The 1,603-nt window shown below is 70.2% G+C and carries 2 protein-coding genes; both read right to left on the bottom strand.

The window, feature by feature from the left end; translation table 11 throughout:
- Positions 1-1,304: hypothetical protein (locus tag Q1K57_RS13825; protein ID WP_300083602.1), on the bottom strand; the 1,304-nt coding region annotated here is incomplete at its 3' end.
- Between the two features lie 6 nt (positions 1,305-1,310).
- Positions 1,311-1,603: hypothetical protein (locus tag Q1K57_RS13830; RefSeq protein WP_300083604.1), on the bottom strand; the 293-nt coding region annotated here is incomplete at its 5' end.

Genomic DNA, 1,603 nt, shown 5'->3' on the forward strand with positions numbered 1-1,603 from the left:
ATCAGTTCAACGAACATCTGGCCGCGGATATCGGCGGCGTTGGCTGTTCGTCGGGTCTGGGCGTAGACCATCGGGAGCACCGAGGCGACCATGTCGGTCACGGCCTGCCTGCCCTCCACTGTCAGCTGCGGCCAACACGAGGAGTCGATGCCCCACAGGAGCTCGGGCGGGTTCCCCGGATCTGCCGTCCCTGCGGCGACGCCCAGGTCACGGACCCTGCAGAGCGCCAAGATGGAAGGCCCGTCCAGCACGGTCCCAGGCGTGATCGTGGGCTCCATGGGTGGTGCGATCCGTGCCGAGGCTCTGGGTTCCCGCGCGGCTGCGGCCTTGGGCTCCTCGGATCCGGGCGGCGTTGGGGAGTGCGATAGGTCGATGTCGGGGAGCATCCGGTGGTTGGTCAGGTACTCCAGTGAGAGTCGGCTGATCCTCGCAGCTGCGGGCTGGGCGGACGGCTCGCCGGTGAGATTGGCAGCCAGAACCGCCTGGCCGAGGCCCGAGCGCTGCAGCACGTCCAGACGGACCTGGGAAGGCTCGGTCCGATCCGGGCATCCAGTGAGCTGCCGCACTGCGGTGCCGACTTGGAGCATCACGGCTTGGTCGACGCGGGTGGCGCCGAGGCGTCGGCCGTCGATCTGACTCAGCGTGGACTGGTGGGCGCGAGCGAGCTCGCGGATGCTGCCGAGGAGGGCGTCAGCGTACGGGCGTGGCAGCGCCCCGGCCTTCGTGGCTTCGTCCACCAGAGCGTGGGTGTCGCGCAAGATCGCCAGGTGCCCGAGCGCCACGCTGCGGCGCACGATCGGGGCGTTCTGGACGGGCTGCACGGCTGCGAGCGCCTCCTGCCAGGCCGCCAGGCCGACGCCGGCGGCAGATCGGCTGGTTGGGGCGTGGATCGCGCCGTCGAGTGCGGTCTCGCCGGCCAGCAGCCATGCCTTTGCCTGCTCGTCCGGCGTCCGGACGCGCACCCAGTGCACGAGTTCGTAGGCGACGTGGTTGAGGGTCGCCGCGTCGCGCTGTCGGTCGAAGTCGGGGCGCGCCGCCCTGTTCTGGCCGACGTCGGCGAGCGCCGCGCTCACATCGCTCAGCGACGGCGCCAAGATCGGTTTCACGTCCGCAGTTCGCGCTGCGCCGGTCGTTGCGGTGGCCAGCAACGCGAGGGGGTCGGCAGTGGAGGTCGGGCCGAGCGCTCGGCGGATCGCCACCAAGCTGGACACTGTCCGGGTCCAGTCGGCCATCAGATCGAGGGTGAGCGGCGGCGCGACGTCCCACTCGAGGCGGGCGAGTTCCCGCTGAACGGCCTGCCACATGGGCCGTTACCCTCGGCGTCCGACAGCGCTGTCCCACTCCCTGCGGACGTCGGCCAACAGCACCTTCAGCCGGGCCAAGTCGGGCAGGTCTGCGGCGAGGGCCAGATCCCAGGTATGAACCTCGCGCAACGCGTTCTCGACGCACTCGAGCGCCGTCAATCGTGTCAGTCCCGGGACGTCCACGGGCCGGCTCGACGGGTGAGTGGCCGCCATCAACAGCGAGATCCCCATCGCCTCGTGGATCATCGCGGCCAAGTCGTCCCAACGGTCAGCAGTCAGCATGGTCGCCTGCCCCAGCA

Source organism: Propioniciclava sp., from assembly GCF_029977985.1.
Taxonomy (GTDB): domain Bacteria; phylum Actinomycetota; class Actinomycetes; order Propionibacteriales; family Propionibacteriaceae; genus Propioniciclava.